At 39.8% G+C, this 23300-nt stretch carries 25 protein-coding genes and 3 tRNA genes; 14 read left to right on the forward strand and 14 right to left on the reverse strand.

Annotation, left to right across the window (positions count from 1 at the left end; translation table 11 throughout):
* Positions 1 to 32: 32 nt before the first annotated feature.
* Together ACP14Y_RS02190 and ACP14Y_RS02195 are read right to left on the reverse strand one after the other, a co-directional pair.
* The gene (locus ACP14Y_RS02190) at positions 33 to 1748 is read right to left on the reverse strand and encodes an LptF/LptG family permease (protein ID WP_424961336.1); all 1716 of its coding nucleotides are present in this window, start codon (positions 1746 to 1748) and stop codon (positions 33 to 35) included.
* A 61-nt stretch (positions 1749 to 1809) separates the two neighbouring features.
* Positions 1810 to 2196 (reverse strand): START-like domain-containing protein, encoded by a 387-nt coding sequence (locus tag ACP14Y_RS02195; RefSeq protein ID WP_424961337.1) that lies wholly within the window; start codon positions 2194 to 2196, stop codon positions 1810 to 1812.
* Positions 2197 to 2335: 139 nt separating this feature from the next.
* Here ACP14Y_RS02195 and ACP14Y_RS02200 point away from each other — a divergent pair.
* Positions 2336 to 2409 (forward strand) — tRNA-Met (locus ACP14Y_RS02200).
* Between the two features lie 39 nt (positions 2410 to 2448).
* Here ACP14Y_RS02200 and ACP14Y_RS02205 read toward each other — a convergent pair.
* From ACP14Y_RS02205 to ACP14Y_RS02225, 5 genes are read right to left on the reverse strand one after another with little or no spacing between them, the layout of a single operon-like run.
* Positions 2449 to 3306: a putative phage abortive infection protein gene (locus ACP14Y_RS02205; RefSeq protein ID WP_424961338.1), complete on the reverse strand. Its 858-nt coding sequence runs from the start codon at positions 3304 to 3306 to the stop codon at positions 2449 to 2451.
* A 37-nt stretch (positions 3307 to 3343) separates the two neighbouring features.
* Positions 3344 to 3769: a (4Fe-4S)-binding protein gene (locus ACP14Y_RS02210; protein WP_424961339.1), complete on the reverse strand. Its 426-nt coding sequence runs from the start codon at positions 3767 to 3769 to the stop codon at positions 3344 to 3346.
* Between the two features lies 1 nt (position 3770).
* The gene (locus tag ACP14Y_RS02215; RefSeq protein ID WP_424961340.1) at positions 3771 to 4076 is read right to left on the reverse strand and encodes a GNAT family N-acetyltransferase; all 306 of its coding nucleotides are present in this window, start codon (positions 4074 to 4076) and stop codon (positions 3771 to 3773) included.
* Positions 4057 to 4695 carry a pyridoxamine 5'-phosphate oxidase family protein gene (locus tag ACP14Y_RS02220; protein WP_424961341.1) on the reverse strand — a complete coding sequence of 213 codons (639 nt, stop codon included), beginning with the start codon at positions 4693 to 4695 and terminating at the stop codon, positions 4057 to 4059. Before ACP14Y_RS02220 ends, ACP14Y_RS02215 begins: the two co-directional genes overlap by 20 nt.
* 2 nt (positions 4696 to 4697) lie before the next feature.
* Entirely contained in the window at positions 4698 to 5000 is a 303-nt protein-coding gene (locus ACP14Y_RS02225; protein ID WP_424961342.1) for a hypothetical protein, read from the reverse strand.
* A 254-nt stretch (positions 5001 to 5254) separates the two neighbouring features.
* On the opposite strand from ACP14Y_RS02225, the gene ACP14Y_RS02230 reads away from it, so the two are divergent.
* Together ACP14Y_RS02230 and ACP14Y_RS02235 are read left to right on the forward strand one after the other, a co-directional pair.
* Positions 5255 to 5329 (forward strand) — tRNA-Pro (locus tag ACP14Y_RS02230).
* Positions 5330 to 5820: 491 nt separating this feature from the next.
* Positions 5821 to 5895 (forward strand) — tRNA-Val (locus tag ACP14Y_RS02235).
* 96 nt (positions 5896 to 5991) lie between these two features.
* Here ACP14Y_RS02235 and ACP14Y_RS02240 read toward each other — a convergent pair.
* Together ACP14Y_RS02240 and ACP14Y_RS02245 are read right to left on the reverse strand one after the other, a co-directional pair.
* Positions 5992 to 7041, reverse strand: a complete 1050-nt coding sequence (locus ACP14Y_RS02240; protein WP_424961343.1) for a YceI family protein — start codon at positions 7039 to 7041, stop codon at positions 5992 to 5994.
* Between the two features lie 67 nt (positions 7042 to 7108).
* Positions 7109 to 7654: a hypothetical protein gene (locus ACP14Y_RS02245; protein WP_424961344.1), complete on the reverse strand. Its 546-nt coding sequence runs from the start codon at positions 7652 to 7654 to the stop codon at positions 7109 to 7111.
* A 101-nt stretch (positions 7655 to 7755) separates the two neighbouring features.
* Here ACP14Y_RS02245 and corA point away from each other — a divergent pair, with 101 nt between their 5' ends.
* The 3 genes from corA to ACP14Y_RS02260 all read left to right on the forward strand — a co-directional run bounded on the left by corA (position 7756) and on the right by ACP14Y_RS02260 (position 10145).
* Entirely contained in the window at positions 7756 to 8910 is a 1155-nt protein-coding gene (gene corA, locus ACP14Y_RS02250; protein WP_424961345.1) for a magnesium/cobalt transporter CorA, read from the forward strand.
* 350 nt (positions 8911 to 9260) lie between these two features.
* Positions 9261 to 9782 carry a mechanosensitive ion channel family protein gene (locus tag ACP14Y_RS02255; protein WP_424961346.1) on the forward strand — a complete coding sequence of 174 codons (522 nt, stop codon included), beginning with the start codon at positions 9261 to 9263 and terminating at the stop codon, positions 9780 to 9782.
* Positions 9783 to 9821: 39 nt separating this feature from the next.
* Complete coding sequence (locus ACP14Y_RS02260; protein WP_424961347.1) at positions 9822 to 10145, forward strand: class I SAM-dependent methyltransferase; 324 nt, start codon at positions 9822 to 9824, stop codon at positions 10143 to 10145.
* A 257-nt stretch (positions 10146 to 10402) separates the two neighbouring features.
* Here the strand turns inward: ACP14Y_RS02260 and ACP14Y_RS02265 are convergent, their stop codons facing one another.
* The 3 genes from ACP14Y_RS02265 to ACP14Y_RS02275 are packed head-to-tail and all read right to left on the reverse strand — an operon-like array spanning position 10403 to position 13874.
* The gene (locus tag ACP14Y_RS02265) at positions 10403 to 13087 is read right to left on the reverse strand and encodes an ABC transporter permease (protein ID WP_424961348.1); all 2685 of its coding nucleotides are present in this window, start codon (positions 13085 to 13087) and stop codon (positions 10403 to 10405) included.
* A complete protein-coding gene (locus ACP14Y_RS02270; RefSeq protein WP_424961349.1) occupies positions 13084 to 13419 on the reverse strand; it encodes a PadR family transcriptional regulator in 336 nt (111 codons plus the stop codon). Before ACP14Y_RS02270 ends, ACP14Y_RS02265 begins: the two co-directional genes overlap by 4 nt.
* A 5-nt stretch (positions 13420 to 13424) precedes the next feature.
* Positions 13425 to 13874, reverse strand: coding sequence for a hypothetical protein (locus ACP14Y_RS02275; protein ID WP_424961350.1), 450 nt, complete (start codon positions 13872 to 13874; stop codon positions 13425 to 13427).
* Positions 13875 to 13991: 117 nt separating this feature from the next.
* Between ACP14Y_RS02275 and ACP14Y_RS02280 the strand changes: the two genes are divergently transcribed.
* From ACP14Y_RS02280 to ACP14Y_RS02305, 6 genes are all read left to right on the forward strand, one after another.
* Positions 13992 to 14558: a helix-turn-helix domain-containing protein gene (locus ACP14Y_RS02280; RefSeq protein WP_424961351.1), complete on the forward strand. Its 567-nt coding sequence runs from the start codon at positions 13992 to 13994 to the stop codon at positions 14556 to 14558.
* A gap of 82 nt (positions 14559 to 14640) precedes the next feature.
* Positions 14641 to 15276 carry a DUF4396 domain-containing protein gene (locus ACP14Y_RS02285; RefSeq protein WP_424961352.1) on the forward strand — a complete coding sequence of 212 codons (636 nt, stop codon included), beginning with the start codon at positions 14641 to 14643 and terminating at the stop codon, positions 15274 to 15276.
* Positions 15277 to 15328: 52 nt separating this feature from the next.
* Positions 15329 to 15934 (forward strand): transposase, encoded by a 606-nt coding sequence (locus ACP14Y_RS02290; protein ID WP_424961353.1) that lies wholly within the window; start codon positions 15329 to 15331, stop codon positions 15932 to 15934.
* A gap of 53 nt (positions 15935 to 15987) precedes the next feature.
* Complete coding sequence (locus ACP14Y_RS02295) at positions 15988 to 16377, forward strand: HYC_CC_PP family protein (RefSeq protein WP_424961354.1); 390 nt, start codon at positions 15988 to 15990, stop codon at positions 16375 to 16377.
* 69 nt (positions 16378 to 16446) lie between these two features.
* On the forward strand, positions 16447 to 18645 hold the full coding sequence (locus ACP14Y_RS02300) for a TonB-dependent receptor domain-containing protein (RefSeq protein ID WP_424961355.1): 2199 nt from the start codon (positions 16447 to 16449) through the stop codon (positions 18643 to 18645).
* A 23-nt stretch (positions 18646 to 18668) separates the two neighbouring features.
* Positions 18669 to 19106: a heavy-metal-associated domain-containing protein gene (locus tag ACP14Y_RS02305; protein WP_424961356.1), complete on the forward strand. Its 438-nt coding sequence runs from the start codon at positions 18669 to 18671 to the stop codon at positions 19104 to 19106.
* A gap of 90 nt (positions 19107 to 19196) precedes the next feature.
* Here the strand turns inward: ACP14Y_RS02305 and ACP14Y_RS02310 are convergent, their stop codons facing one another.
* Positions 19197 to 19421, reverse strand: coding sequence for a hypothetical protein (locus ACP14Y_RS02310; protein WP_424961357.1), 225 nt, complete (start codon positions 19419 to 19421; stop codon positions 19197 to 19199).
* Positions 19422 to 19592: 171 nt separating this feature from the next.
* On the opposite strand from ACP14Y_RS02310, the gene ACP14Y_RS02315 reads away from it, so the two are divergent.
* Complete coding sequence (locus tag ACP14Y_RS02315; protein WP_424961358.1) at positions 19593 to 21365, forward strand: MutS-related protein; 1773 nt, start codon at positions 19593 to 19595, stop codon at positions 21363 to 21365.
* Here ACP14Y_RS02315 and ACP14Y_RS02320 read toward each other — a convergent pair.
* The gene (locus ACP14Y_RS02320) at positions 21362 to 22078 is read right to left on the reverse strand and encodes a response regulator transcription factor (protein ID WP_424961359.1); all 717 of its coding nucleotides are present in this window, start codon (positions 22076 to 22078) and stop codon (positions 21362 to 21364) included. The two genes, ACP14Y_RS02315 and ACP14Y_RS02320, sit on opposite strands and share 4 nt — an antisense overlap.
* 131 nt (positions 22079 to 22209) lie before the next feature.
* Here ACP14Y_RS02320 and ACP14Y_RS02325 point away from each other — a divergent pair, with 131 nt between their 5' ends.
* The gene (locus ACP14Y_RS02325; RefSeq protein ID WP_424961360.1) at positions 22210 to 23163 is read left to right on the forward strand and encodes a hypothetical protein; all 954 of its coding nucleotides are present in this window, start codon (positions 22210 to 22212) and stop codon (positions 23161 to 23163) included.
* Positions 23164 to 23300 lie beyond the last annotated feature (137 nt).

Raw genomic sequence — 23300 nt, forward strand, 5'->3', positions numbered from 1 at the left:
AATCGTCTACCTCTTTTTATTGAAGCGCAAATTTACGCTTTGTTCCTATTCCGAGCAAATCTACGCTTAAGCTTTTCTATACCTACACGATATGCATCAACTTCAAATAATCGGGCATCTACCCGTGCCTGCTTCAAAAAGTATAGACCAAAAGGTAACAGAATCATGTCTGACATCCATGAAGCAAGATACGGATCCATCACTCCGGATTTGGCCTGCTTCTCTCCAATGCTGGTAAATGCGTAATAAATGATGAAAAAGAAAATGGCCAAAATGGTCGGAACTCCCAAACCTCCTTTCTTAATGATGGCTCCAAGAGGAGCACCTATCAAAAACATCAATATACAAGCCAAAGCCTGCGCGTATTTCTTCTGCATCTCAATGGTATACAAATTCACATCCCGCTGATATTGAAATAGTCTGGTTTTAGCTGAATTTAAATTGACTTTGACGTTTCGTGCTTTGTTGAGGGCATCAGAGAGGATTGGTTTTCTGTTCTTAAGCTTATCATCAAGATAGGTATCTATGTGACTCCATTGTAGGGTATCAATATTTCCTACTTCTAAGCTAAAAGACGTTGATCGATTCCTGGACCGCTTCTTTTTTAGATCAATAGGTCGCCTATCATTTTTTAGCAATTCTTCATCCAATTCTCTAATTAAGGTATCCTGTGCAATTAATTTGGGCCGGTTCTTAGCCTCTTTTGGTTTCTTCTTTGACAGTTGTTGGCTTAATAAATAAACGGGAAAAACAGAAGCTCTGACTGGGCTATTCATTATCGAGTCTCTTTCCTCAATATCTGCACTATCAAGCTCGATTATACCTTTCTCATTAATAAGTTCCTTATTCAGCATATGATAATCAAAGTACCTTCTGGTGGTCTGAATAAAACTTGCTTTTTGTCTCACTACCTGGTTTTTAAATGAATCCACATCATGCGATAACTCTGAAATGTTTTTCATCTGACGATTATTCTGAAAAAGCTCTTCTTTCCTTCGCTTCAGATCAAATGATGCCAGGCTAAACACCATATCCATTCGATTGTATTCGGTGCGATAAAATCGATCGATCTCACTGCTGGATTTGGATTCCTCGGAATAATAATGACCGTTATACATTTCGAGTTTGAGGTACCGGTCATCCATGAACGTATACATCAAGCTGGAATCGGCAAGGATCACCGTCTTATTTCCTCTTCCGGATGAGTGATCGTAGATGATGACGTCCAGCAATGTTTTGCCATCAGGAAGCTTATCCTTCGCTTTTATGCTATAATTAGGAATGCCATTATAAAATGTCCCCGATTTAATATCCAAAGCGGGCTTAGTATGCTTGATGTCGTAGAGAAGACTGTATGCCTTTAGATTGGCTGCCGGGATGGTGAAGTTGTTGAAAAAATAAGCTCCTATGGATAGTACGACAACAAATAGAAAAATTGGTCTAAGCGTTCGCAGCAGAGATATCCCTGAGCTTTTGATGGCGGTCAATTCAAATTGTTCTCCCAGATTACCAAAAGTCATCAAAGACGCCAGTAGTACCCCCAATGGCAAAGCCACCTGAAGCATATTGAGGGAAAAGTAGAAGATCAGTTCAGCAAAAACAGAGAAGCCCAGGTTTTTTCCTACGAAATCGTCGAAGTACTTGAGCATGTATTGAAGCAGTAGAATGAAGTTGGCTACTGCGGTGGTTAGCAAAAAAGGTCCAATGAAGGACTTTAGCATCAGGACATCCAACTTTCTCATTCTCATAGAGGTGCAAAATTAGAGAATAGGATGTTAGCAAGAAAGGTACCAGTTTCTTCCCTGAAGGTCAGCCTCCAACAATCTCTTTAAGATCATGGATGAGTGTTTCCCAAAGCTCGCTCGCCTCCTCTTCGTCCATGTCAGAGTAGTCGGTGATGCGAACGTATACTGATTGGGTGAGCTCGTTCATGTCTATTTTAAATTCGAAGAAATTGTTGTCATCATCATCTTCATCTATGACATCAAATCGCACATGATGATTGGTTCTATTGGAAGTTAGCTTGGCTTTAGTCTCGTCACCATCCCATATAAATGTGTAGACCTTATCTTCATTATTGATATTCACATCGTCAGCAAACCATTGCGCTAAGCCAGATGCTGTACTAAAATATGGGTAGAGCATCTTTTTGGATGCGTTGAACTCAAACTCCCCTACATATTGATACTTTGCCATACCGGTGAAATTTTTGATAAGGTAAAAAAAAAATCTATTTCGGCAAGCCCATGGCAGAAAAGAAATCTTTTATAGATTTGCGTTCCTTTTTGAGGGACACATCAGAACGCTGATGAAAGACATGCCTCAAAATCTTCATGGCGAGGTAGCTCAGTTGGTTAGAGCGCAGGATTCATAACCCTGAGGTCGGCAGTTCAAATCTGCTCCTCGCTACTATTAAAAGCAGCTTTCGGGCTGCTTTTTTCATTATCACTAATCTTCTTTTTTAAATGCTTGCTCATCAACCTTTTTCAGGTGATATGGATCCACATCCGCCACTGTTCTTTCATTTAGTTTTTGGAATAGATGATATTTTTCTATCACCTCAATCAATTCCTTATTCTTGGAAACCAGAATAATATAAAAGAAATGAACCTGTACCTCCTGCTCTGTAAAATGTGACTTAACAATGTTGTAATAAAAAGAGGGATCATGGCTTTTACTTTTTATAAAAAGAAGTAGCGCCTTGTAATTTTCCAGGTAATGCTGAAAGGTGTTTTTATAGCCCTCGAATACCGCAATAAATGTATTCTCAAACGACTCATCTGAAGGACTCAGCCCTCCGGCATCCGCTTTTCTTCTTTTCTTCAGCTTATCGGTCTCCCGCTTAAAATCAATGTAGAGCTCATCAAAGGCATTCTGTGATTTTGCCTTTGCATTGATTTTTGTATTGCGGATGTGATTAGCTGCATTGATATGGAAATTCAGCAATTGAAAAAAGGTGTTTTCAAATTGCTGAATGGCGATGGTTTGTGATTGATCTTCCATGATCTTTCTGCTCTCCTGAAGCTCCATACGCTGTAGCACCAGTTCTCGCTTTTGATAAATAAGTGCCAAAAAGAAAAGGATCACACCCGCCAATGCCCAAATAGGTCCGACGGTTCCTCCAAGAAATTCTCCAGCCATCCCCAGGAGCGTTCGATCCTGCCAGATCTCCTCACTAAAGCCATTCATTTTCACGATGAAAATGTAGCATAGCCATAGCCCCAGGCCGATTGCTGCAAATGCACACAATGCAAGAAGGTTAGCAAATATGTCTCCCCAGTTAAGGTTAGGTTTTCTTAGTTTCATGTTGGCTGATTAGGATTTACAGGTTTAAAGCTAAGTGTTATCCTTCAAATTCGATTTTCTTATGTGTACCGTCGCAAAAAGGTTTATTGGATGATGCACCACATCGGCAAAAAGCTGTGACCCGGTGTTTGGAAATTTCCGAACCATCATGATGCTTTACTTTAATATTTCCATAAACCATCAACGGTCCTCCCCTCGCCACTTCTACTATTTGCTCCTCTTCAACTTCGCTTTCAGACTGAGTTTCATTTTTAAGCTTGTAAGACAATGCTCCCGATGGACACCTATCAACCTGCTCTTTAATTCTTTGATCATTCTCTCCATTGACATTAACCCATGGTCTGGCTTTAGGATCAAAAACATCCGGAAGCCCTTTGAAACAAATTTCTGAATGGATGCACTTCTCTGGTTTCCAAACCACCGTTAGCTCTTCGCTTTCGTATTCTTTTATTTTTTCTGCCATGTTACAATTTAGCGCCTTCTGCTAATAAATGCTCATAATCTGAAAGGTGATTTTGTATGAAGGACTTCACGAAGGGACACAATGGAATAATCTTTAAATCATCCTTTTCAATTATCTCCAGTGACTCTCTTACTAGTTTATGACCTACCCCCTGGCCTTCCATTTCGTCAGGCACTTCCGTATGAATCAGATACACCGCCCCACTTTTACCGATTTTGTAATCGATAAAGGCGGTAGAATCCTCAAGCTGAAGCATGAAACGCTGTTCTTCCGTGTTGTTTTGGGTTTTAAGACTGGCCAGATCCATCAATAAACTTTTTTAAATACTCAGGTAATTCACGATCCTTGTCCAGCTGCTCATCAATGATTGGTGCTCCATACTTTTGCTTTACCGGTATCACTCCGCACCAGACACTGTCTTTTTCCATCTTCATATTCACACCACCTGCCCGTACTTTTGCTGCCGCATTTTCCAGTGAGAGTCGGACGATTTTTGTAATAGATACTTGCTCGGGAGTTGGCTCACCTATATCCGCAATCCGCCCTGGAATATATCGATCGGTAAAAACATTAAAGAACTTGAGTTTTTCCTTTGGATCAGTGATTTCTTCTACTTTGGAAAAACCTATGACCGAACGATAATTGAATGAATGATCAAAAGCTGTCGGAGAAAGTACCAGAGCATCAAGATGAGTAATTGAGAAGCTTACCTCCTGACCAATGATCGTATCGATAAATGCACTTTTAGCAGAAGCATGGATGTAAATATCATTCCCTACCCTGGCAAAGCCTGTTGGAATCTGATGTGGAACTCCATCTCGATTAAAAGCGACGGTACAAAAAAGACCTTTATCAATGATCTGATACAAGGTCTCTATGTCCTGAATGCCTCTGCTCGGGTACCGTGATGGTTTTGTTCTACGCATGATCAAGTAATGATGATCAAAAGCAACAAAATAATGATTATCGCTCCTATGGAAATAGATACTTTACTGTCAAGCCCTTCCTCCTTTAGCTCTTTTTTGATTTCTTTTAGTTCGAGTTTAATGGCTGCTTTTTCTTCTTTATCCATATCTGAAAAATCCATTTCCCATATTTCATGAACCCTACTTTCCAGTTGCTCCACTCTTTCCTTAGGGTTCGTATTTTTCGGATCGGTTTCGCTAGCAGTAGCTGATAAAGATGTAAGACCGATCAGTCCGATGAATAGTGCGTATTTGATCTTTTTCATAGATTATATTTTTTGTTCAATGAATCATTTTTAAAAGTAAATAATTCCTTTATTCTGGATTTAAAAATGATTGAGAAAAGGTGTCAAAAGAAAGAATTCTATTTTCTCCAAAAAAATCCAATACGATGCTGAATTTTAATAATTGAATTTCTACATTTGCGTTCCGTTTTCAAAACGGGAGTCCATCTAAGGATGGATTTTAATGTTCGGGGTGTAGTACAGCGTACCGCATCACTTCATTAAAACCTACAGTTCGGGGTGTAGCACAGTCCGGTTAGTGTACCTGGTTTGGGACCAGGGGGTCGCAGGTTCGAATCCTGCCACCCCGACGATTTAGGGAAGCATTTGCTTCCCTTTTTTTATGCTTAATGCAGGATGAGAACCTGCGAAGCAGTTCGAAAGCGAAGCTTCACGAGGGGAAGTGCGGCATGCCTGTGGGTATGAGTAATCCTGCCACCCCGACAATCAAAACCCACAGCTTAATCGCTGTGGGTTTTTTATTTGTGCTTGAGTCAAGCTTTGCTTGAACGAGAGAAGACAAATTGAAAAAACAGAAGTGAAACGAAGGGTTTGATTGTCACTCCCATCAAAGGATCACCGACCAACAGGAGGTAATCCTGCTTCCTATTTAACTCAAGGAAAAAAGGAATACTCAGTGGGTCGCAGAACTAGCCGTCCGCGTCCAAATCCTGCCACCCCGAAAAGAAAAGCAAAGCTAGCAATTCTAATTGCGGGCTTTTGTTTTTGCAGCAACTCAAATTTGTTTGGTGAGACACTGGCTCCCGTTTTTTAAGAAAAAGTTTACTTTAGCTTTTTTATTGGGGCATTAGCTCAGTTGGTTTAGAGCGCTTGCTTGACAGGCAAGAGGTCACTGGTTCGAATCCAGTATGTCCCACACTTTCCAATCTAGAATCATCTTAACATGATTATAAGTGAGGTCACTGGCTGGAGCGCCAGCCCGGTCAAATCCAGTATGTCCCACAAAATAGCCTTAACGAGACATTGTTTCCATTAAGCGTGAATACAAAACAGTTCTTGAGTTGATTGAATCCAGTTCAAAAGAATTCATGAAATATGTATCTGCGATGGAATCATTTTCTGCCAATAGATGAGTGATTCCTAATTGCGTAAAAACGGTAGCGTTTTCACCTGCTAGTTTCTTCTTCAATTCGAATAAATCAATTGCATCCTCATATCTCTTCCATTCGTTAAGCACAAAGCCGATGGTTGACATCCCACCCGAAGAAAGTTCCTCATTCTTAAATGCCTCATGAATGATAGGTGAAGCTGTTTCGAATCCATCCGACCGAATTACATCAAGAATCTTCTTTCTTACATCGGTGGTGTCCATGTCATTATAACGCGCCTGGTAATCAGCTCGCCTACAATGAATGTTAAGCTCCAATTCTACCTCATCAGAAAGTTGAGTGAGTCCATTTTCCATCACAGAACTCCAAAAATCACCTCCATACACACCAAAATCCTGTCTATTGATGATGGCTTTTCCTTCAAAATCTATCTGCTCATTCATCGCCCAGTCTCGAGAGATACCAGTCGGTTCAGAAAAATCAAATTTTACATTTTTAGTTGAATCTTTGATCGTTAGCTCTCCTACTAACTCAAATCCTCCCTCTGCGTTTGGTACTACTTGCTTGCTTGTGAAGGTGGCATAAGGATGATTGATAGCATCAAACCAGGTACCTTCTCTTTTTAGATCATTGTCTCTTCTTTCATTACCCGTATTGATACTATTAATGTCAATGAAAATGGTCGTGCATAGTGAGGCATGATCAGAAGTGTCATAAAATGCTGTGCCATCAAACGTATTGAATCGTCCTCTAACCGGACTATACCCAAAATACTTGATCTTGAATCCCAAATAGGAATGCTGATCATCAATAAAGTAATCGTGACCAATTTGATTCAATAAATCTGCTTGAGCCTTCTCTGAAGTAATACCCACAGGCTTTTCTTCCGAAGAAATGGTTTTACTGCATGAAGTAACTACCAGGCAAAAGAGGATAGGTGCTATATATTTCATCAGTTACGACATTAGACATTTAAGATATTAAATCTGTCAATGAATTTTAATACCGCTTATCAAATACCTACCCAAGAAAAATAAACAGAACCCATACACCTCCTAAGAAGTGCCAGAACATAAAGACATTATAGGCGTATTGACGTGATTTTGAATGCACCCGATATTCCCTGATCTTTCTAAAAACGGAGGCTAACAAAATCATACCGACAGATACATGAATAAAGTGGATCAAAGCGAACGGGAATAAGATGTTCCTGAAGGACAAATTAGAGCTAAGTAATTCCTGCCACCCAATTACCTGAAGAACTGAAAAAAGTAGCCCGAAAAATAATCCAAGACCTGTAAAGCGAAATGCTTTTTCTATTTCATCTTCCCTGATCTTTAGCTGACTCATTACGATCAAAGCACTGCTGACTAAAATAAACCAGGTAGCTACTTCATAGATAGTTGGGATGATAAGGTCTGGAAGCTTTTGTAAAACCCAAACAACCAGTAGAGTGATGAAAATGAGTGAACTGGTAACAATGAAAAGTTTGGTCATATGCTTACTTGCATTGATCATCCGTTGCTTTTCCTGCAAACGCTCCTGAACGATTTCCTTTTCACTCATAATCGTGGTACTATAACTGGCTTTTTAAAAGCAATGTTTCACACGAATGTGCTTACTGTTTAATTTTTCTTTTTTCTATTTCAATCGACTAATTTGGAGGTATGAGAAAAAAGCTGAAAAAGATCAAGCCGATTGATTTGGTGAGGCCTGACAAACTCCTTTTAACTGGATTAAAAACGCTTACTGAGTTGACCCTTACTCCCGTTAATCTATATGCTGACCTAAAAGCAAAATCAAAAGGGAAAGCAGAGATCACCTTTATTGGAGAGAAAAGGCTAGAAGAGGTCAAAGTTCAGCTTTTCACTTTCAATGAAAATGAAATTCAGGAATCTCAGGAAAAAGAATTTAGCCCGATGGCCAATATCGGGGATTCACATATCTATTGGTTGAATATTCATGGCTTGCACGAAGTAGATTTGATACAAGAGCTTGCTGACGTCATGAAAATGGATCGTCTTTCTGTGAGACATTTGCTTGATACAACGCAGCGACCAAAGGTTGAGGAGTTTGATGACTACCTGTTCTTTAATATCAGGTCTATTTTGCTGGATGAAGAAGACCAACTGGATGTTGAACAGCTCTCCTTTGTTTTGGGTAAAAACTACGTTATCTCATTTCAGGAAAAAGAGAGCGACCATTTTGATGATATACGGTTAAAGATTAGGGAAGGCGTTGGATGGGTTCGGAAACGTACTTCAGATTATCTGTTGATCCAGCTATTAGATGCCATATTAGATAACTATTTTGAGACCATCGAAGACATCAATGAAGATATCGCTCAACTGGAAAAGGAGGTCTATGAGAATCCAAAACAAGAAACACTTTTTGAACTGGAGAGAAGCAAGAAAAGAGCGGACCTAATCAAAAAATCACTTAATCCCTTTTTCGAATCCATCAATTATATCCTCAATAACCGAACGTCATTTTTTCAAAAAAGCAATGTGAAGTACATCAACGATTTGAAGATGAGTTGTGCCAACGCATTAGAAGAGGTGGACTCTACTGCTCGTTCTCTGGAAAGCCTAACGAACATCTACTACGCTTCACTAAGCCAGAAGATGAATGAAACTATGAAGGTGCTGACTACAGTAGCCACCATTTTCATCCCGCTTACCTTTATAGCTGGTATTTATGGGATGAATTTCGAATACATGCCTGAGTTACAGTATCGAAACGGCTATTTCATTGTCTGGGGGGTGATGGTTTTCATCTTCATCGGCATGATCATTTACTTCAAACGTAAGGATTGGCTATAGGCTAATCTTTGATATTTAGGGTATTGTCTACAAACCATCTGGCTTCAACGAACAAAATTGCAGTTGGTCGTTGGATTAGCTTATTTCATATTCACAAACTAACAATTACCACCATGGCTTTACTTCAATTAACCAAGGAACAAAAAGGATTCATCAACAAGAGCTTTGTGATATGCACCGTCGGTTTAGCTCTTTCACTAGTAGTAGTAAATTTCCTCTTAAGCTAAACCAAAAAGTTTACCACTGTCAAACATTAATTTCTGCTTTCAAAAAGGCTACTCATTTTGGGTAGTCTTTTTTTTGCTTTAATCATGAGGTGATTCTGCTTCAGGCAATGCTAACTTTACTTTATGGATCAACTCACAACCTTTATTAACGAATTGGAAGCTAACTATTTGGTGCAGCTTGCTATTACGCTTGTCATCATCATTCTATTCCTGGCATCAAGATGGATAATCAAAAAAAGCCTGAGGAGACTTGCTACTAAATTCTCCTACGATCCAAATCGCACCGCAGCGACTAAGCGAATAATCATGGGATCCCTTTACACTTTTATGATTTTGCTTCTTGTAATTGTCTGGGGTGGAGATCTTAATAATCTCTGGGTTTCTATCGGGAGCATTCTGGGAGTGATCGCTATTGGGTTTTTTGCCATCTGGAGTATCCTTAGTAACATAGTTGCCGGTATTATCATTTATACCATTAACCCCTTTAAAATCACAGATACGTTGGTACTGGTAGAAAAAGAAGTAACGGGGAAGGTAATTGATATCGGTATGATTTATACCAAACTTCAGGACAAGGACGGCATTTTCACTGTTCCGAACAATGTATTTTTTCAACAAATAGTTAAGGTGAAAAAATCGAAATAATGGTTAGCCACTTCCCTCTTGTTGGATACAAAACAACTAATGAAGGGTAAAATCAAATCACTTACGTCTGACAAATACTTACTCCCAATCAGGGAACAGATGCTCGAAATGTTAAAACCTGAGGATCGAGTCATTGACCTGGGTTGTGGCTCAGGGGATTTTCTGTTTAGAGCTCATTCAAAAATTGAATTTGGTTTCGGTGTGGATAGCTCAAAACAGCTTATCCAATACGCTCAAAATCGAACGAAGGATTTGAACATCGATAACCTCGCATTTGAGCGGCGGATGATCGATCAGCATTTCAAACCCAAAGAACATTTTTCTCTTGCCACTGCATGCCTCTTCTTCCATGTCGTTCCGTAAGAACTAGCTGCGCAAATCCTGAAGTCATCGTCAGCTTATGCTAAACAATCCATCATCTGTGCCTTTGCTCCTCCTGAAAACAAGAAACAACAATTATTGATGTGGCTGGATCAGCGATTCACCTCGCATTATCGTCATTATCGGGAGTATTGTCAAAACGGCTACATGCATGGACTGATAAAAAAATGTCAGCTATCCATTGAAGAAATAGCTGACACCTTCGATCCAACAATTAAGATCTATACTATTTGAGTAAGTCACTCATTTCTTAAGGATTCCACCGGATTGATTTTTGTCGCCCGCAGGGTATGATAACTGATCACAATGAAAGCAATCAAAAGCGCCACCACACTGCTTAGCACAAACAGCCATGCTCCTATTGAAGTACGATAGGCAAAATTGTCCAACCACTTATTCATCATATAAATGGTGATTGGAATGGAGAGAACAATAGCTATTAAGAGCTGAGTCGAAAATCCTTTAGCTAACAGCTGAAAGATGGAAACAGGCGAGGCTCCCATCACTTTTCTAATACCAATCTCCTTTACTTTACTATTTACTACTAGCATGGAGAGACCTAGCAGCCCTAAACTGGCTATTACAATAGATAAAATCGTTGCAATGGTAACCAGTTTATTCATCCTTGCTTCACTGGCATATTGAGCTGCTATTTGCTCGTCGATGAAATTGAAATTCCAGCTTTCATTTGGAAAAAGTGCTTCCCATTCCTTCTTAAGAATGTCAGTCCCATCAGAAAGATTGGGACCATTATAGGTAAACACTAATTTAGGGATAGGTGTATCCAGAAAATCACCATCCGACACTCCCATGAAAATAGGCATTGGATTCATTACTATTATCAGTGGTTCTACTTCAGAATGCAAAGAGGAGTAGTGAAAATCATCCGTAACCCCAATGATTTGATGGTCTCCAAAATCGTCACCAGGAAGCTTGGCTCCAAGTGGGTTTTTTAAGCCAAAATGTTCTACCGCAGCTTTATTCAGGATGACAGACTGCCTCATATCCAAGCCATTTCCGTCCTCAAAAGCACGCCCTTCAATAATATCAATTCCAAAGGTTTTGAAATAATTAGCATCCACACACAACATCCTAAACCATCGGAACACACCCTTATCATCGGTGTATGCCAGGTGCGCCCAACCACTCGTTCCAAACACGTGGGAACCCATAGCTACATCGGTAATTTCAGGGTACTTTTCCAGTCTCGCTTTTAACAACTGACCATTATCAAACCCAGATGTAATTCTTTCTGATAGCCTTTGAGCCGAAGGGTCTGCCTGCATTTGGGTGGAGATCACCGCTTCATATTTAATTCCCAGATCTTTGTTCTGAAGATATTGTATTTGCTTTCTCATGATGAGAGTGGTCGTAATCAAGAATACCGTAATCAGAAACTGAAACACAACCATCCCTTTTCTTGCGTTCATTTTCCCTCCGGACTGACTGCTTCCTCTCAAAATATTGATCGTCTTAAAGCCCGAAAGAATCAAGGCGGGATACGATCCGGCTATTGTGCCAATGATTAATGCAAGCAAAGCATACACTCCAGCATGCCACCACTCGAACTGGAGAAATATCTCCGTACCGGTAAGTCTATTGAATGTGGGAATCAGCAAATATGAGACGGTGGCACCAATAAGCATCGCAATGGTGGTCAACAAGATGCTTTCACTGAGGTATTGATAGACCAATGTTTTCTTATAGGCGCCCAATACTTTTCGTATGCCCACTTCTTTTGATCTTCGAAGCGACTGACCAGTCGACAAGGTGGTGTAATTTATACATGCGATAATTAGCACGAGTAATCCTATGGTCCCCAGAATAAACACATACTGTGGATTGGCTACCGGGGCATTTCCAAGCGGTATATCCGGATTTAGGTGGATATCTGTTAATGGTTGCATCCCAATATTATATTGATCTCGCTGCATGGCTTCATCTCCATATCCAACATCTCCCATCTGGCTGAGTACGACATCCTGCATTTTGCTATTTACATTCTCTATACTTGCCCCTTCTTTTAGCAATACATATGTTTCTGCTACCACATTAAACCAGGCATTCATCGCACGATCACTAAATAAAAGCCTGTTGTTATCCGTGGAAATAGCAATATCAAATTTGATACTCGATTCATACCGGATGTCCTTAAATATGCCCGATACGGTGAAGTCTTTGATATCCTGCCCAATCTGTAATGACAATGTTTTACCCATGGCGTCATTATCTCCAAAATATTTCCTGGCGTATTCCTGTGATATGATGATATCATTGAGTGTGGGAAGTGGCTTATCCTTGTCCCCTTCTATCAATTGAAAGTCAAATACCTCGAAAAAATCCGGGCTGATGATGGCGACAGATTCGTTAATCCTGTTTTCTCCTCTTCCAACCAGGAAGTTTGAGAGGATGTACTGCACAGATTTTTCCACTTCCGGAAAGTTGTCCTCAAAGAGAGATTCAAATCTCAGCGGGGTATGTGAATTGAAAAACACCTGATCCTCCCCATAATCCTCTTTTAACCAACTCCTGTAGATACGATCTTTTTTACTATGAAACCGATCAAAGCTGATTTCCTGCTTTACATAAAAGCCTAGAAGCAGAAAGCATGTAATCCCTATCATCAAGCCAAGCAGGTTCAATGACGAGTTAAACTTGTCTCTCCACAGCACACGCAGTGCTATTTTAAAATTATTCTTAGTCATAGTGATAAATGAGTTTTTGAGTTTTTGATTTCGTTTAAATGCAGAGGGCCTGAACGATCGTATGACCATCCACCAATAAATCATATCTGCCTTAAGCTTTCCTCTGGAAGATTTTTGAATATAGATTTCGTATAAGTCGCCCTGTAGATCCTCCAACAGGTATGGATCACAAAACCACTCCAGAAACCGATCGGCATATTTTGGTGGTTGCTGATTCATGACAAACCTGCAAAAGTCAATTTTGGAAGTTTTCGATAAAGCGAGTAACGCAGATCCATGGTTTCATCCAGCACCTTTCTCCCCACTTTAGTCAATGTGAACATACGCTTTCTCCTTCCGCCTCTTTCTTTGGATGCCCCTCCCATTTCAGAGCTTACATACCCCTTCTTTTCAAGCCTTCTCAACACAGAATGAACGGCTGTAACATCCATGTTTCGTTTGGTGTTTGACTTGATTTCTTCCAGTATTGCAACTGCGTAGGCCTGGTCAGTCAGTGACCCTACAGTCAGAAGCACCAGTTCTTCTAATTCACCTAAGTGTTCTCCTCTCATAAGTTTTAGTTTGATTTTGGATAGATGGGTGTGAGTGATTCAAACGATCCTTCCGTCGTATCAATGGTAAATCCTGCGATTCGATAAGGACTTTCATCTTCGAAATAGAATCCCATTTCCATCCACTCATTTGATTTTGTTCCTTTCACAATCAGCTTGTATTCCGTCATCTTTTTTCTGTCGGCCTGATACATGATCAATGCGCCATCGTTCATCCTTATATCTTCAAATGCAGCCAATAGCTCATCAGCCCCCATTTTCTCAATCAGTTTTGGAGAAAAATACTTTTCTACTGATTCAGTCGAGATATTTCCGGATTTGACAGCATCAAAAAACCAAATGATCTTCGACCCTGCCGGGCTTTCTTTCAGTTGAGCGAGTGATTGCTTGCCGGTTTGCTGAGCAGAAGCAGATACAGTAATTGCCAATACTAAAGAATAAAATAATACCTTCATTTCAAGTTAATTTGTTGTACAAACGCACAAGTTAAAAATTAAGTTGTGTATTTGTACAACATATATGTTAAAGTAAGTTAATGAACTGATCAATGAGCAATTTTGTAATTTGGGTCTATGGATGCAGTCATTCACATAAAGAATATGGTTTGCCCACGATGCATCGAGGCAGTGAAAGAAGCACTAAATGATGCCAATGTGGGTTTTGAGCGAGTTTATTTGGGTGAAGCCATCATTAAAAGACCTCTTGATAAGACCCAAAGATCAAACCTTGAACCACTTCTAAAAGAAAAAGGATTTGAATTATTAGAGGATAAAACATCGGCTGTTATCAGCAATATCAAAGGACTAATCATTGAGCAAATTCATTACTCCAATGAGGCTTTAAAAGTGAATTTTTCTACCTTCTTGTCAGATAAACTGGGAAAAGATTATTCATCATTGAGTAAGCTTTTTTCCTCCGTAGAGAGCATCACCATAGAGAAGTTTATCACCAGGCAAAAGATCGAGCGAGTGAAAGAACTAATCATCTACGATCAACTTACCCTTTCACAAATTGCCTACCAAATGAACTATAGTTCAGTAGCTCATCTATCCTCTCAATTCAAGAAAGAAACCGGACTCACCCCTACCCAATTTAAGAGACAGCAGCAACCACAAAGGCAACCTCTTGACAGTATATAACCTATCAAAATCATATAAAGGATTTCCAAAATCATGTAACGATATTGATTAAAAATCTGTTGACTTTTGTACCATGGAGACAATGGAAGTAAAAACAACGCTACACTGTCAAAACTGTCTTGACAAAATCAAGCCAATTCTGGATGCTGATGAAGGCATACACAATTGGGAGGCAGATATCAATGGGGAAGTCACGCTAAAGATAGAAGGTGATATTTCTACATCGCATTTAAACCACTTACTAAGTCAAAAAGGATACGCTGTTAAAGAAGAAGAATCCTTTTGGGGTGATTGGAACAAATGGAAGCGAGCCTCTACTAACACTTTCAGCTGCCTGATTGGCTGCTCCATTGGAGATTTTGGTATGGTCTTCTTCTTACAGGCTTACTATCCTTCCACCCCTCTCATGTGGCAAATGGTGTTGGCAATCATCGCAGGCTTATGTACTTCCATTATTCTGGAAACCATTTTGATGAAGACCAGGGAAAGCTTTGGATGGCTGGATGCCTTCAAAACAGCTTTAGGAATGTCATTTTTATCCATGGTAGCCATGGAAATCGCTATGACCAGCACAGATTTTATGATTACAGGTGGCAAAGCTGCCTTTGATGATATCTGGTACTGGCTGGCATTGATTCCGGCACTGATTGTAGGCTTTCTGGTGCCTCTGCCATACAATTACTATAAGTTGAAGAAGTTTAATCAAGCTTGTCATTGATATTGACAGACCTCCAAGGTTTCGAAAACCTTGGAGGTTTTATATTTGGCACATGCCTCAACCATTTATTCCTCTTGAACCAAATCGCATTTATCACATTTGGACTCATGCCAATGGATCTGAGAATTTGTTTAGAACGGATGAAAATTATCGCTACCTCCTGGAAAAGTATGCTCAGCACATTCACCCTATTGCTAAATCATACGCATACTGCCTGATGCCTAATCATTTGCATTTGATGGTTGAGATAAGAGGAGAAAAAGAATTAAGAGCACTCCAAGGTTTTGGAACCCTTGGAGAGATTAGTCTCAAATTAAGCAAACAGTTTAGCAACCTTTTCAATGCCTATACGCAAGCCTACAATAAAATGTACGATCGAAAAGGGTCACTTTTCATTCCAAAGTTTAGAAGGAAGTTGATCGACAATGACACCTACTTCACAAGATTAATAGCTTACATTCACAACAATCCAATTCATCATCAATTTGTAAATGATTTGAATGAATGGTCGCACAGCAGCTATAACGCATATCTATTGAGTAGCCCAACCAAAATTGAACGAAAATTAGGACTGGAATGGTTTGGAGGTAAAAATGAGTTTATTAAAATACATCAAGAGCTTAAAGCCAAAGATGTAATGATGGAGTTTGAATACTAGAAACCTTGGAGGTTTCGAAAACCTCCAAGGTTTAATTTCGTATCTTTGCAACAGTGAGAATCGCTAAAAACATACTGAACAGCTTCCTGGCAATCGCTTTATTGATTGCGACCACAGGTGTCACCCTCAATAAGCATTATTGCATGGGTCGGTTGAAGTCTGTAGCTGTTTTTGAGCATGCACAAAACTGCACCGGATCAAATGACAAAGATCCTATGCCATGTTGTGAGGATACAAGTCAGGAGTTGAAAGTCGAAGAAATCACCACTGTAGGTTTTGATTTCGATGCAACCCCAGATTTGTTTGAGCTGGCAATTGTCAATCACTTCCTCCTTAAGGATATTTCATTAATCCTGGAGCAAACCAAACCGACGCTCCAATTTTATGATCCTCCCCTCCCCGATCGAGACATCCCTGTTTTGATCCAGTCATTCCTGATTTAATGCCGGATTCGTATTTAGAGACGATTTTCAATCGTCATTTCAGTTCATTTTATGATCTAAAATACAATCATGGTAAAACATATTTTTATACTAATTACATCCACTTTATTCGCCCTGTCAACCGAGGCACAGACGGTGAGAGGAATGGTCGGCAATGGTGCCAAGCACGAGCCACTCATTGGAGCAACCGTTCAGGAGCTTGGCACCCAAAATGGGGTCATCACTGACGTGAATGGTCAGTTTACCTTAAAGCTGACAAAAAGAGATTCAAGACTAGTAGTCTCATATTCCGGTTTTATAGCAGACACAGTAAATGCCGATCTGTCCGGAATGATGCATATCATGCTGGAAGAAAACACTTCTGAGTTGGAAGAAGTCGTGGTTCAGGCAAGCAGCACTTTCTTGGATGATCGGGAATCCAAGCATGTAGAGGTGATCACCGAAGCAGAGCTTACTAAGGCTGCATGTTGTAACCTATCAGAAAGTTTTGAAACGAACGCATCTGTAGATGTCTCATTTACGGATGCAATCAGTGGCGCAAAAACCATTCGAATACTTGGATTAGATGGCAGCTATGTTTTAACAAGTCGTGAAAACATTCCAAACGTACGTGGATTGGCCGGTAGGTACGGTCTTACATATATTCCAGGGACATGGGTGCAATCAATAGATGTAGGCAAAGGTGCTGGAACGGTAGTAAACGGCTATGAATCGATGACCGGTCAGATCAACGTAGAATTGAAGAAACCGGAAAACAGTGAAAAGCTTTATTTGAACGGATACGCAAACTCTATGGGGCGCGTAGAGCTCAATGCAAATCACGCACGAGACATCAACGACCAATGGAGTACTGCAATCCTCCTTCACACCAATTATTTTAATAACGAAGTAGATCAAAATGAAGATGGGTTCATGGACATTCCCAAGGGGCGTCAGATCAACTTAATGAACAGATATAAGTATACTGGTGAAACGTTGAGGTCTCAAATTGGATTTACCTTCATGAGAGACGAGAGAGCTGGCGGCCAATTGGGATTTGATCACGGAGATGATTTCCAATCCTCACCCCAATATGGTTTTCAAAACAACACGACCCGGGCTGAAGTTTTTGGGAAAATAGGATTACTCTTCCCGCACAAACCATACAAGGGCTGGGGCTTTCTTTACTCAGCATCGTACCTGGACATTGACGGAGGATTCGGGAGAGACAATTATCAGGGAACGGAAAAAACGCTTTATGGTAATGTGATCTTTCAAAACATCATCGGAAACTCTTTTCACTCATATAAAACCGGGGTTAGTATACTTTATGATGAGTTTGATGAAATCTACGCTGATTCTGCATTTTACAGACAGGAAGTTGTTCCCGGATTATATTATGAATACACCTTCTCTCCTGGCGACAGATTCACTTTGCTGGCAGGAGCACGAACAGATTTTCATAATCTATACGGAACCTATTTCACGCCGAGGCTCCATTCCAGATTTCAGTTTTCTGAAAACACTACCTTGAGAGCAGCTATCGGTCGCGGATATCGAACACCAAATGCAATCATGGAAAATACCAATATCTTAGTTTCTTCAAGACAGCTGATCATTGAGGAAAATCCAGAACCGGAAGTTTCCTGGAATATGGGTGGTAGTCTCGTCACAGCTGTGAACATTGGAGACAAGAAGCTAAACCTGATTGCAGATTATTTTTACACCACATTCGAAAATCAGCTTATTTACGACATGGATGCCAATTCCAGTCAGCTGAGGGTTTATAACCTCAGAGGAAAATCATATGCCCATAGCTTTCAGCTAGAAGGAAATTATCAATTCTCTGATCGCTTGAGCGCCAAGGCGGCATACAAGTTTTATGATGTGAGAGCAACCATCAATGATGAGTTCAGAGAGGTGCCTTTCAATGCAAGGAATCGATTCTTCCTAAATACCTCCTATTCTACACGATTTGATAAATGGGAAGCTGATGCTACACTACAATGGTATGGATCAAAAAGGTTGCCCAATACGTCAGACAAGCCGGCAGAGTTTCAGCGTGAAAGCTCATCTCCGGACTTCTTCCTGTTGAATGCACAGGTAAGTCGAGGTTTCCGATGGGGAAATGTATACATCGGATCTGAAAACCTATTGGGCTTTACTCAGGATGACCCGATCATAGATTCGGAAAATCCATTCGGTGAAAATTTTGATGCCTCACTTGTTTGGGCTCCTATTGTAGGCCGAATGGTCTATGTAGGATTTAGATATAGAATAAAGAATTGAAAATGAATAATTTAAAATTGAAAATGAATCAAAATAGAAAGAAACTCCCCCTTCGAAGGGGGATTAAGGGGGATGTTTTTACGATGATCATCTTACTAATTTCAACTATACAATCATTCGCTCAAAAAGAGCCGATAGAAGTAGACAAAGGGTTCAAGGTAGAAATACAGACCTCCGCGATCTGTGAGATGTGCCAGTATGCTTTGGAAAAAGACCTGGCATTTGAAAAAGGTGTTAAAGAAGCTAGTCTCAGTCTTGATGACAAAGTGATGACGGTGGTCTACAATCCTAAGAAGACCGATGCACAAACGATTCGTAAACGAATCACATTAGTTGGATATCATGCAGATACACTTGCAAGAGACTCCCTTGCATATGATAACTTACCGATGTGTTGCAAAGATGGAGCACATGGCACACCCATCCCTCAGGTTCCTTTGGCACCAAAGGATGGTAACTAAAACAAGGAAACACAATTTTCTGAATAATGATATTTATTCAGCTATGTGAGTGGGAGGTGCGAAAGCCCTCCCTATTTTTTTGTTAATAACTTAACTCACTTTTGATTTTTCATAGTGCTTCACAGCTATGCAATAATCAAGAAATGATCTATTCAGCTGCTGATCGTTCATTTTGCAGACATAGCTTGCTACAGATTCTCCATTCTCTGCCAACTGTTCTTCATAGTCAATCGTAGATTGATACAAATCAGTAACAAGTCTTTTAATGCATTTTCTCAACTCGGACTGATGAGAAGGGCTCTTGGTTTGTAACATGTCTGGCTGGTTAATCTATGCCTTAAAAGAAGTATAAATTCTTTACAAACACTACATTTTTCTTCGCTGATTTCTAATCCGATCTTTTCATGATTTAAACCTAACATTCTTAAATCGGCTAAAGCTTGGCGAAAAGATATTCGTTAACCTTGCCTTTTAAAGAACGAGACATTGAGCATATACCAGCAAAATATCGAACGGTTGACCCAACTTTCAACCAGGCTATCTGCAAGTGACAGAAGAATCAGCCTCTCACGCTTTCTGTCTATTTCTGCAGCTACATTCTTGTTTTATCAGTATTTCCAAACGACCAACTTATTCTTGTTTTTGGCAGGATTGATTACAGCTATATCATTTTTAATACTTATCAGAAGGCACAAATCCATTCGGTGGGAAAATGAATTGGCAAAAGCCAAAATCGAGATCAATCAGGATGAGTTGGCTTTTTTGGAGAATGGAAAGCTCCCTTTTGATGATGGTTCAGCATTTATACAGCATGATCATCCCTACTCCTACGACCTGGATTTCTTTGGTGAACATTCCCTATTTCAAACACTCAATCGTACTGGAACCACATATGGTAAAAAGATTTTAGCAAACAACCTCCTGCACATTCTTCCTGAAGAAGAAATCCTGGAAACACAAGAAGCAGTGAAGGAGTTAATACCCAATTTAACCTGGAGGCATCAACTATTAGCATTGGGACGTATCAAGCCTGACAGTCCTGAAATCAATAAGGAGCTGCTGGAATGGGCTAGCAGGAAACCCAAAAAATTCAATGCGCTCATCCGTGCATTAACCTTTGTGCTTCCTGTTCTTACTATTGGCGCGCTATGTCTATACTTTATTTACCCAGAGGACATATTTGGCAACATTGGTGGATTGCTTTTTTTGGTAAACCTGGGATTCCTTGCTTCTCACATGCTCTGGATAAAGGAAGAATTAATTCCAACCACAAAAATTGAAGAGATACTCAAACAACATTCTTTATTATTAAAAGAGATTGAAAACCAGACTTTCCAATCGGATAAACTGAAAAATCTACAGTCTTACCTTACCTCTAACCATACCAAAGCCAGTGAGGCAATTCACCAGTTATCTCTTTTATTCGGAAGGCTGGAGCATGTCACCAATGTTTTTGCCAGTCCGTTATTAAACGGGATACTACAATATCACCTACATGTGCTACATGCCCTATCAAATTGGCGATCGAAACATGCTACTCAATTAGAAGGTTGGTTGAAGGTAATCGGTGAAATTGAAGCGATCAGCAGTTTTTCAAATTTCGCTTACAACAATCCTGAATTTGTCTTTCCGGCAATCAACAATGAAAAGCAAATACAATTTGAAAACCTTGGACATCCTTTGCTGGCAAAAGATAAAAGTGTAACCAACTCCATCGACTTTAATTCACACCCCTTTTTCATTCTCACCGGTTCCAATATGTCTGGTAAAAGTACCTTCCTTAGGACCATTGGAGTGAACATGGTGCTGTCAGGCATTGGTGCTCCAGTGTATGCCAGTCATGCTTCTGTTCACGTGATGCCAGTTTTCGTTTCCATGCGACTATCTGATTCACTCACAGATAGCGAGTCTTACTTCTACGCAGAAGTGAAGCGATTGAAATATATCATGGACCAGTTGGATAATGGAGAAGGTTTTGTCTTATTAGACGAAATATTGCGCGGCACCAACTCGGATGATAAACGAAACGGAACGATAGAGGTTATTAAAAAAATGGCTGATAAAAAGGCTTTTGGTGGTATCGCTACACATGATTTGGAAGTGTGCAATATCACCGAAGAGTATCCTGAAATATTGACAAACAAACGCTTCGAAGTAGAGATTGTGAAAGATGAATTAGTCTTTGACTACAAGCTGCGAGACGGAATCTGCGAAAACAAAAGTGCTAGCTTCATCATGAAGAAGATGGGGGTGATTTAAACCAAATCAAACGCCTCAGCAAACCGAATGAGATCAACAAATCGTTTGATCTCAAGCTTATTCATAATATTCTTTCGGTGAGTATCCACTGTGAATCTGGCTATCGAAAGTTGATCTGCAATTTCCTGATTGGAAAGTCCCTTTGCAAGCAAAGTCATAACCTCTACTTCCCGGGCCGTCAACTCCTGAAATTTGTTCATATTGTTATGAACAAACTCATCTAGCGCGATTAGTTTCATGAATTTATTTTGATACTTATCCAGAAAACGTACTTTGAAATCAAGAGTGAAAATACCCTTCGCTTTGTCACTCAGTTTCATGAAAGATACATACCACTCGAAATCTGCGTCAAGGTCCTTTTCGAGGTTCATGTGTTGAAACATAATTCCTATTTCATGTTTATTTCCTCTTTGAACAAACTCTGTTGCAATGGCCACATTTCTTTGAAAATTCTCCAAATCAACACGACGAGGTAGCTCTTCAAAAAATTTTTCATGGATTTCCTCTCTGGTAAACCCACCAACTGCCTCCCTCATTAATGGGTCAGCATAAATCAATGACATGGTGGTCTTATCACTTACATGCATATGATCAGATGGAAGCGTCTCAAAAAGTTCATCCAGATCATCCCAATTGTCAGATTTGATAAACTTCTCAGACTGCCAGAAAAAGGTTCGATGAAGATTGATTAGTTCACTGTCTTTTGATTCCATGGTGAGAGTCATTTGAGCTTAATAAAGCTACTGAAAATGGGAATCAAGGTACCCTTAAAAATACCAGAAAGTTGGTATTGACTTTTTAATTAATTGATTGTCAATTTGTTAAGTCACCAAAATTCCACATTATGAAACGCAATGCTATTTTTCTTGTATTGGCTGTATTTGGTCTTTTAACTCTAACATTTTGCTCCTCTGATTCGGACGATGATTTTGGCACTTTAACGCTGGAGGTAATGAATTCAGATCTTGATGGTGTTTATGAGGTGGGCGAAACACTGAATGCAACAGTCACATTTATTAGTGAAGAAGGTTTAACCCAACTCAATTACACATTCGAAGTAGATGGTGTGCTAGGAGTCAAAACGACTCAAACACCTGAGGATTTGGGATTGGACCCGAATCCTATAAGCGGGACTGTAAACTTCAATTATGTAATCGAACAATCTTTAAGTGGGGCCGAGGTAACCATTTACTTTGAAGTGATCGATTTAAAAGATCAAAAGGAAGAGCGACACTTCACTTTTAATGTGGATGAATTCATTGCGGTAGCTGAATTTACCGATATAACTGTCGAGGGGCCTCTTTTCGATAATTCATCCAAGTCATTTGTGGCAACATCTACTGGTATGGCGTATTCGGCATCTGATATCGGTGATGATTCGAATTTGGAAGGTCTTATAGACTTTGGTTTCCATTACTTTGGTCCTCTTGATGGTATTAGCTTTGTGTCTCCATCAGACGATATTGATAGCTGGTATGATCTTTCCGGCACGGATCTTAATTGGATGACACGAAATCGTACCACTCTCCGACTGGTAGATAATGCAACAAGTACAGATTTCGATGCTTTAGCTTCTGAAATAGACCTTCTAATAATTTTTGATGAGGGCGGTGACCAATATTCGACCATAGTTGAACTTCAAGAAGGCGATGTGCTTGCTTTTGAGACAGATGCTGATAAGACAGGTGGAAGTAAAAAAGGAGCTTTGATTATTCGTTCCGCAGTAGATGGAAACACTGATGGTGATTACCTGGACGCAGAAGATTACTTAGTGATTGACATCAAAGTTCAAAATTAGTTTTCTCAGCTTTACTTATTCCTATAACAGGAGCATTCCATCATTTCATTTCCAGGAATTCTATGACAGCTAAACTGGATTAATAAGGCTGAAAAAATACCAGAAAGTTGGTATTGACTTTTTAAGTAATTGATTGT

Origin of the sequence: Ekhidna sp. (assembly GCF_965247405.1) — a bacterium.
Classification (GTDB): Bacteria; Bacteroidota; Bacteroidia; order Cytophagales; family Cyclobacteriaceae; genus Ekhidna.

Coding starts and splice junctions, on each gene's coding strand:
- ACP14Y_RS02190 (WP_424961336.1), bottom strand. CDS start 1,748: ATGAGAATGAGAAAGTTGGATGTCCTGATGCTAAAGTCCTTCATTGGA.
- ACP14Y_RS02195 (WP_424961337.1), bottom strand. CDS start 2,196: ATGGCAAAGTATCAATATGTAGGGGAGTTTGAGTTCAACGCATCCAAA.
- ACP14Y_RS02205 (WP_424961338.1), bottom strand. CDS start 3,306: ATGAAACTAAGAAAACCTAACCTTAACTGGGGAGACATATTTGCTAAC.
- ACP14Y_RS02210 (WP_424961339.1), bottom strand. CDS start 3,769: ATGGCAGAAAAAATAAAAGAATACGAAAGCGAAGAGCTAACGGTGGTT.
- ACP14Y_RS02215 (WP_424961340.1), bottom strand. CDS start 4,076: ATGGATCTGGCCAGTCTTAAAACCCAAAACAACACGGAAGAACAGCGT.
- ACP14Y_RS02220 (WP_424961341.1), bottom strand. CDS start 4,695: ATGCGTAGAACAAAACCATCACGGTACCCGAGCAGAGGCATTCAGGAC.
- ACP14Y_RS02225 (WP_424961342.1), bottom strand. CDS start 5,000: ATGAAAAAGATCAAATACGCACTATTCATCGGACTGATCGGTCTTACA.
- ACP14Y_RS02240 (WP_424961343.1), bottom strand. CDS start 7,041: ATGAAATATATAGCACCTATCCTCTTTTGCCTGGTAGTTACTTCATGC.
- ACP14Y_RS02245 (WP_424961344.1), bottom strand. CDS start 7,654: ATGAGTGAAAAGGAAATCGTTCAGGAGCGTTTGCAGGAAAAGCAACGG.
- corA (WP_424961345.1), top strand. CDS start 7,756: ATGAGAAAAAAGCTGAAAAAGATCAAGCCGATTGATTTGGTGAGGCCT.
- ACP14Y_RS02255 (WP_424961346.1), top strand. CDS start 9,261: ATGGATCAACTCACAACCTTTATTAACGAATTGGAAGCTAACTATTTG.
- ACP14Y_RS02260 (WP_424961347.1), top strand. CDS start 9,822: ATGAAGGGTAAAATCAAATCACTTACGTCTGACAAATACTTACTCCCA.
- ACP14Y_RS02265 (WP_424961348.1), bottom strand. CDS start 13,087: ATGAATCAGCAACCACCAAAATATGCCGATCGGTTTCTGGAGTGGTTT.
- ACP14Y_RS02270 (WP_424961349.1), bottom strand. CDS start 13,419: ATGAGAGGAGAACACTTAGGTGAATTAGAAGAACTGGTGCTTCTGACT.
- ACP14Y_RS02275 (WP_424961350.1), bottom strand. CDS start 13,874: ATGAAGGTATTATTTTATTCTTTAGTATTGGCAATTACTGTATCTGCT.
- ACP14Y_RS02280 (WP_424961351.1), top strand. CDS start 13,992: ATGGATGCAGTCATTCACATAAAGAATATGGTTTGCCCACGATGCATC.
- ACP14Y_RS02285 (WP_424961352.1), top strand. CDS start 14,641: ATGGAAGTAAAAACAACGCTACACTGTCAAAACTGTCTTGACAAAATC.
- ACP14Y_RS02290 (WP_424961353.1), top strand. CDS start 15,329: ATGCCTCAACCATTTATTCCTCTTGAACCAAATCGCATTTATCACATT.
- ACP14Y_RS02300 (WP_424961355.1), top strand. CDS start 16,447: ATGGTAAAACATATTTTTATACTAATTACATCCACTTTATTCGCCCTG.
- ACP14Y_RS02305 (WP_424961356.1), top strand. CDS start 18,669: ATGAATCAAAATAGAAAGAAACTCCCCCTTCGAAGGGGGATTAAGGGG.
- ACP14Y_RS02310 (WP_424961357.1), bottom strand. CDS start 19,421: ATGTTACAAACCAAGAGCCCTTCTCATCAGTCCGAGTTGAGAAAATGC.
- ACP14Y_RS02320 (WP_424961359.1), bottom strand. CDS start 22,078: ATGGAATCAAAAGACAGTGAACTAATCAATCTTCATCGAACCTTTTTC.
- ACP14Y_RS02325 (WP_424961360.1), top strand. CDS start 22,210: ATGAAACGCAATGCTATTTTTCTTGTATTGGCTGTATTTGGTCTTTTA.